This window comes from Candidatus Phytoplasma sp. AldY-WA1, assembly GCF_020312115.2.
Taxonomy (GTDB): domain Bacteria; phylum Bacillota_I; class Bacilli_A; order Acholeplasmatales; family Acholeplasmataceae; genus Phytoplasma; species Phytoplasma vitis.
Genome location: NZ_JAHRHX020000030.1, coordinates 1 through 7,264 on the forward strand (window position 1 = coordinate 1; position 7,264 = coordinate 7,264).

A 7,264-nucleotide genomic window follows, 5' to 3' on the forward strand; every position below is an offset into this window, starting at 1 on the left:
AGAGGGAATAAATGGTTTTATTTTGATAATCTTTTTAAGAATTATGATAATCACGTTGTATTGACTCTTTTAGTTTGATGGTGTTAGATAACATACTTTTGTACTTTGTTTGGTGGTTTATAATTCGCCGATTTCAATTTAAACTTGGGTTATTTGATCCATTATTTCGCATTGTTCTTTTTGTAATTTACTGATTTCGGGATTGTTATAAATTGATTGTCTTTGAGTTTGTAGTTGTAATTTTATTTGATTGATTTCTTGTACTTTGTCTTCGTGATTTTGTTTTAACTTGGTTTGTTGAAGTTTTAATGAAGAAAATTTATATTTAATTTCTTGAATTTGTAATTATAATTATTGATTTTTTCTTGATATTCATCGATGGTTTTTTGAACTTCTTTTAAAAATCCTAAAAGTTGTTCTTAATTTTTTCTTAATTTTATCAATTTCTATTTTTTTCTTATTGAGAAAGAACGTTTGGTAATAAATTTTTGTTATCGGTTTCCAAAAAAAGATAAGCTTTAATTTGGTCGAAACGCGGTTTGATTGTTTTTATTTTCGGAATTATTTGTTTTATTTTATGTTTAAATTTGGTTATCTTTTCTTGAATTTCATTAAATTTATTTTCGTAATAATTCTTTTTAACGATATTTTCTATATGATATTTAGTTATATATTGACCGTGAAATATTTTGAGTAATTAAAAATCACTTTTTAGTCTATTTAAATCATCATTTAAATGTTTTGAGTTCTGATCTAAATTTTTTAAATCATAATATTTATTACTATTATTTTTTTTAATTTCAAACTCTTTTGTTAAAATCACAAAATCTTCTTCTAAATTTTTTATTAATTTTTGTTTTTCTGTGATTTTATTTTTTGTTGAAGGTTCTACATTTTCAAAGTATTTATGGTTGGTTTATCATGATTATTTTTTAGTGTTTTACGTTGAATAATTATACCTGCAATTGTAACTCCCACAACTACAACTAAGATAGTTAAAAAAATCTTAAAAAAATTATTATTATTCATAAATTTCATTTTCAATTATTGAAATATGAATATATTACTATTATACAACTTTATATTTTGAAATATGTAATAAAAAGTTATTAGGTCAAATTTAATGATTATTTGTTGTCAATTGGTTTATAAAATTTGGCATATTGTTTTTGTTTTTCTTCGTAGCATTTTTGGGAACGAGCGTAACTAGGATTTTTTTGTTTTAGTTCGTTTTTTATTTCTTCGATTTCGATGACTTTATTTTGGTTAAGTTCACGAAGTTCATCTTCTTTTAGTATTAATTTTTTTACGTTTTCTCCTGAAACTTTTTTTAGTTTTTTTGTTAATTCTTCGACGATGTTATTGTATTCCGTAGTGTTATAAAAAAATGTAAATGTTTTTTTAACTCTGAATATTTTTAAAAACTCTTTTTACTAAAAAAAAGACTAGTTTGTTTTAACTAGTCTTTTCGGTATTAAAAATAAATTTATTTACACTTTTTTTGAAACACTGTGCCTTTATTTAGAGTTTGATTTTTTGGTTAAATGATGTTTTTTTTAATTATTGAGCATTAAAAATGAATTTATTTACAAAAAATTTAATAACAGTGTACCAAAACTCTCTTAAAAAAAGAACCCCTTTAATTATGTGATAATTAAAAAACAGAATCAATGAACACAAGTATAAAAAAGAAATATGTTGTAACAGTTTTTGGATTAAAGATTTATAAAGAATATTTAACAAAATGAATCATATTTATATTAAAATTAACTAATTTTATCTTTAACTTTAAAAAAATAAAAAAACAAAGGAGTAAAAATAAGAACAAAAATAGTTAAAAAAAATTTACATGCTTGATCATCAAGAATAAAAAATTTTAAAAATTTCCAAAAATTAAAAGATACTTCTTTTTGTTCTGTATTAAACCCAAATATAGAATAACTTTTGTTAATTATGTGATAGGATTCCGCAATAAAATATAATCTAAAAATAAAATAAAAAATTAAAATAAAATAATATGAAAAAATAATTATTTTTTGTTTTTTTGAAAATTTCATGTTATTTTAATCCTTTTAGGGTTTGTAATACTCATTTTATCTTTCATAAATTCGTTTAAATATGATCTCCTTACCACTCATATAATGATTACTATCAAATAACGAAATATGAGTATAGGCGTGTGCACTACTAAAATGGAACCATTTTAAAAGTCATATTTTAAATAAATAAAAACATATTTATTCAAAAATCAAACTATTTTTATTAATACTGTAACATAAAAAAATATGTCAAATCAAAATTCAAAAAATGAATTAACTTCTTAGTCACTAGGTTCATTGATTGAAATTTGTTTTTTTTCATCGCCATAATGAAATTATTATTAGTAATTAAAAATAATCCTAAATTAATAAATAAAATGATTCTAAAAAATAATAAATTTTTTCAAATTTAAACATTATATTAAATCTCTTTTGATATTGATAATAACAATTCAATAAAATATACTTTTATTTAACGTCTTCTATGATTATTTGGTTGATTTGGATTGTTTTCTCGTGGCATAGCATTGTGAACAATAATTTGTTGAGCCGAAATTCTTTGACTTAATTGTGCATTTTGACTTACAAGATTACTAATAACTTCTTCAGAAGCATTATTATTTCTAGCATTAAAAATTTGTTGAATTATTCTAGATTGTTGAAAATTTAAATTTTGTAAAATACGAGCTTGTAATTCAAAATTAGTATGATCATTATTATGTCCGTTATTTTGAGATATATGACCATTATTCATCGCCATCACTTGATGATTATGCAAAATAATTAATAATCCTAATAAAGTAAACAAATAAAAACTTGTTATTTTAAATTGATTTTGTAATTTAAACATTAATTAATTCTCCTTTAATTTTTACTTTTAAATTTTAATATATTATCATTTAATATTTTTATGTCTATTTATGAACAGTTCTTCTTATTTCTATTTCTTTGTTTTTTATCATTATTATATTTATCTTGATAAAACGACAAGGTTTTGCGAACAGGGGTTGAAGCGGAAGTGGAAATTGGTTAATTAGAAATCGGAATCATCAACGTGGACATAAAAAAACGAAGTAGTAGTCTTTTTCTTCGGTTAAGAAATGTTTTGGACCTTTGTATTTAATACTTAAGTAATTGTTATTCTTAATAACTGTCATGTTTTGTATAGAAAGAAATGTAATTAAATCTATTTAAAGTAATCATATTACAATTACAATCTTTTGAAACACTACGAAACCCAACTTCACCATCAATTAAAGCGAAAACGAAATCAATGAAAAAAATTAATATAATTATTTTTTTCATTAACTAATCTTTCATTTTCTTTTTTTATTTCATCAATTAATTTATCTTTTACAACAATTGAATATTCATATTCATTAATTAATATATTTTTATCAGTAATTAATTCAATTTGTGTTTTATTTTCATTTTTTAATTTACTATTTTCAGCAGCAACTTCAAGTGAATTAGTTTCTTGACTTATAAACAAAAATATAAAATAAATAAATATAATAGTAAAAATTTTATTTATTTTAAAATATTTTAAATCTTTTACTAAAATTTCATTTTATTATCCTATTTTTCTTAATTAATTAAATATATTCTAAAATTTTATTTATATTAATTTTATAAATAATACTACTAAATCTTTAACCAGTATTAGAATTTAAAAGTGTATTTATTATTCTAGTTTATATTCTCATTTTTCACTTCAGTTAAATCAATCAACATAAAAAAAGAAATATTTTTTAAAAAAAATTAAGAAAATCACAAATAAAATTTTGATTTTAATAGTTTTAAAAACTTTAAAAGTTATAAAATCTCCTAAAAATTATTTTTTATTTGATCAAGTAATTTAATAAAATTAATACTTCTTTTTAAAAAATTAAAAAACTAGAATTGAAATTTATCAATTTAAAAGATTACTATCGCCTACTTTCTTTTTATAATTTAATTATAAATTTTTATACAATCATTTTTCAGTTGAAATTGTTTTTTATATCAGCAAATATCTTTTGATATCAAGCATATCACTATAAATTAAATAAAATACATAATTATGAATATATTATAATACCGAATTAAAATTCATTAAGTAAATTCCCTAGGTTAATTATTTTTTGTTAATTTCATTTTTCATCATCCATCGTTCTAAAAATAATTGTTATTATATTAAAAATAGCTATAAATATATGCAACGAAGCTATTAATAAAATACTAATTAGAAGCCATTCATATTTTTGAGGTATTTTTTGTTCAATAAATATATCAATATTTTCCAAATTAATTACCCACATCCAAGCGCCTAATACTAAATCTAAGATAGCTAAAAAAAACATAATAAAATTTAAAAACCAATTATCAAATCCGAACTTACTCAAAGTAAATCCTATATGAATAAAATATAAAATAAAAAATAAAGCGCTGATAAAATTACGTTTTTTTTCGCTAATGTTGATTTTTTTTAAATAATATAAACAAGACATTAAACTGATAACAAAAATAGTCCCTAAAAAAGGAATAAAAAATAAAAAATTAAAAGGAGGGTAATGTTTTGAAAAAATACCTACAAAAGCGTATAGCATACCTATCCAAAATCCTATAGCTACACTTAAGAAAATAGTAGCAAATTTTAAGAAAGAGTTATATAAATAAAATCCTAGTATCCATAAAAGACTTCCAATAATAAAAATAACCATAGGAGCGACTAACAAAAAATTAATATAATTACTAGTTATAGTCTCTATTAAGGGAATAGATAAATTTTTAATGGTTATTTCTGCATTATGTGAATTATCAGATCGAAAATGAAAATAAGTTATAAAACCTATGAATATGGTTAATACTATCAATAAAAACAACTTGCTAAATACACTTAAATAAGAAGTTATTTTTTCATTTGTAACTAATTGATGATTTTCTTTTAGTTTTAACTTTCTAATTCTTTTATTTAAAATATAAGAAGGATTATCATTTTTTCTTTTATATGAAGTATTTAATAAATATCTAACCCTTTTAGAAGGATTTATGAAAAAATCAAATAATTTCATAAATTAAAACCTCTTTTTAAACGGCCACCACAAATATTTAGCGTCTGAGTAGATGAATCTATAGTTTTTGCTTTTAAAACATTAACTAACATATGGTCCGAATCAGAAATATTACTTCTTTTCACTAATCTAAAAGTTTTTTCATGATTATATTTTTCTTTTAATTCGTAAATTTCTATTTCGTTTTCTGAAGGAAAATTAAAAGAAAAACCAATTGTTTTTTCAGAACTATTATTAGTGATATCAAAAGTAATTCTTTGTTTAAGGTTATTATCAGATTCTTGAATTTGTTCTGCTTTTTCATAAACTGTTATCAAACCTGGTACAAAAATTTTTCCTAAAAAACGACCTACTGTTTTTTTAGCTGCTTGTTTAGCTACTTTTTTTAAAGCATTTTTATGAATTTTATCTCTAACTTTTTGATTAATTTTTAAAACTATTTTTTTAACTTGTTGATCTGAAAAACGTTGACAAGATAATTCTATATCTTTTTCAGGATCCGTATAAGTTTTATCTAAATCTTTATTTTTAATAAAACTTTCTAAAATTTCATTTATGACAAAAACATGTTTATCACAATCACAAAAAGCAACATCTATTTGCTTGATTTTTTCTAATTCATTTGAATCAAAAAAGAAAAAACCTTTTCCGGGGTCACTTTTTAATTCATAATAAACAATGTCATTTAACATTGCGATTTTATCATCATTTGCATCAATCAATCTATCGGTAAAACCTGCCACTTCGGCAACATCATAAGCAAAATTGAAAACATGTCTTGCTCCAGGTATAAATCCAAGAACATCTTTTGTTAATTGTTTGCCATTGCTCCATTCTTGATAAGATTTGCAAGGAACCATTTTTATCCCTGGAATATCATAAAATAAGCGAGAATTAATAGAAAAAACTGAACCACCTTCATGTTTCCATTTTTTTAATTCATGTTTTTTAGAAGAATCTATTTCGTAATCAAGAGGATTAAAAAATGACTGACCATTAGATCCATCACCATCAGAAAAAATATGGGCATAAACTGGAATCAAATAAATATTTAAAAAAGAAAAAATCAAGAAAATCACAAATAAAGCTTTAATTTTAAAATTTTTAAAAACTTTAAAAAACATAAAACCTCCTAAATTATTTAATAAAAACTAAATATTTAAAAAAAATAATTAAAATACAATTTTATTTTCTTATTGAGTATGCGCAGTGTTACATTAAAATAGAACCGTTCAAAAAGTAAACTATTCATTAATTAATAGTACTATAAAATAAAAAAATAATATATCAATTAAAAATTTAAAAATTTTTTTTAAAAAAATTGAACTAAACAAAGAAAAAAAAGAAAAAACCAAGAAAAAGAAAACATATACAATATTTTATAAATCTTATATTTTATAAATCTTATATTTTATAAATCTTATATTTTATAATCTTATTTTTTATTATATAAAAAAAATATATTTTGTCAAGTGTTTTTGGAAAAAATTTTAAACAAAAAAAGATACAAGATTTTAAAAATATTTATTAATTAATTTTTTTATTAAAAAAATAGCTAAATTTTCGTATAATTTAAAGATATTATCGAAAATAACATCTTTAAATATAAAAAATCTATTTGTAATCACACTGATACCTATTATATCAACAACAATTAAATTTCAATTAATAAACTATTTAGACTTTTTTTACCAACCAAAAAAGGAAAAATATGAAACATTTAAAAAACACAAAACATTTAAATTACAAAAAACAACAAAAATCAGATCAAGAAATACAAACAAAACTTGATAATTGTTTTAACGATCCAAGAGAAAAAAATAAATATGATTTATATCAGTTATTAATGAAAAAAAATACTGTTATAAAAATTATTAATAAAAGTTCTTTACATGCACCAAGATTTATTGACGTCGAAGATTTAAAATAAAAGGCGTATTTTGTTTTAGACGAATTTATAACAAATGGACTAAATAGTCAAAATTCAGAACGAAGAAATCGCACTGTTATAAATTTTTGTAAATAAATTCATTTTTAATATTGAAAAGACTAGTTACACAAACTAGTCTTTTTTTGTTTTTAGTAAAAAGATAAAATAATCGACTATACCATTTTGTTAAATTGTTAAATTAAGAACAATTTTATTGTTTTTTTTATTTGAATAAAAAAAGA

At 20.5% G+C, this 7,264-nt stretch carries 8 protein-coding genes and 1 pseudogene; 1 reads left to right on the forward strand and 8 read right to left on the reverse strand.

The window, feature by feature from the left end; genetic code table 11:
- Positions 1–697: 697 nt before the first annotated feature.
- The 8 genes and pseudogenes from KTO59_RS02965 to KTO59_RS02995 all read right to left on the reverse strand — a co-directional run bounded on the left by KTO59_RS02965 (position 698) and on the right by KTO59_RS02995 (position 6,216).
- Positions 698–823, reverse strand: a complete 126-nt coding sequence (locus KTO59_RS02965; RefSeq protein ID WP_284928552.1) for a hypothetical protein — start codon at positions 821–823, stop codon at positions 698–700.
- A 65-nt stretch (positions 824–888) separates the two neighbouring features.
- Positions 889–1,029 (reverse strand): hypothetical protein, encoded by a 141-nt coding sequence (locus KTO59_RS02970; protein WP_284928553.1) that lies wholly within the window; start codon positions 1,027–1,029, stop codon positions 889–891.
- Positions 1,030–1,766: 737 nt separating this feature from the next.
- The gene (locus tag KTO59_RS02975) at positions 1,767–2,057 is read right to left on the reverse strand and encodes a hypothetical protein (protein WP_284928554.1); all 291 of its coding nucleotides are present in this window, start codon (positions 2,055–2,057) and stop codon (positions 1,767–1,769) included.
- Positions 2,058–2,262: 205 nt separating this feature from the next.
- Positions 2,263–2,427 (reverse strand): annotated as a pseudogene (locus KTO59_RS04525) (SVM family protein); the annotation flags it as partial.
- 84 nt (positions 2,428–2,511) lie between these two features.
- Positions 2,512–2,889: an SVM family protein gene (locus KTO59_RS02980; protein WP_284928555.1), complete on the reverse strand. Its 378-nt coding sequence runs from the start codon at positions 2,887–2,889 to the stop codon at positions 2,512–2,514.
- A 420-nt stretch (positions 2,890–3,309) separates the two neighbouring features.
- Entirely contained in the window at positions 3,310–3,531 is a 222-nt protein-coding gene (locus KTO59_RS02985) for a hypothetical protein (RefSeq protein ID WP_284928556.1), read from the reverse strand.
- Between the two features lie 640 nt (positions 3,532–4,171).
- Entirely contained in the window at positions 4,172–5,092 is a 921-nt protein-coding gene (locus KTO59_RS02990) for a Bax inhibitor-1/YccA family membrane protein (RefSeq protein WP_284928557.1), read from the reverse strand.
- The gene (locus KTO59_RS02995) at positions 5,089–6,216 is read right to left on the reverse strand and encodes a hypothetical protein (RefSeq protein WP_284928558.1); all 1,128 of its coding nucleotides are present in this window, start codon (positions 6,214–6,216) and stop codon (positions 5,089–5,091) included. The genes KTO59_RS02990 and KTO59_RS02995 overlap by 4 nt, the downstream gene beginning before the upstream one ends.
- A gap of 587 nt (positions 6,217–6,803) precedes the next feature.
- Between KTO59_RS02995 and KTO59_RS03000 the strand changes: the two genes are divergently transcribed.
- Complete coding sequence (locus KTO59_RS03000) at positions 6,804–7,022, forward strand: hypothetical protein (RefSeq protein WP_284928559.1); 219 nt, start codon at positions 6,804–6,806, stop codon at positions 7,020–7,022.
- Positions 7,023–7,264 lie beyond the last annotated feature (242 nt).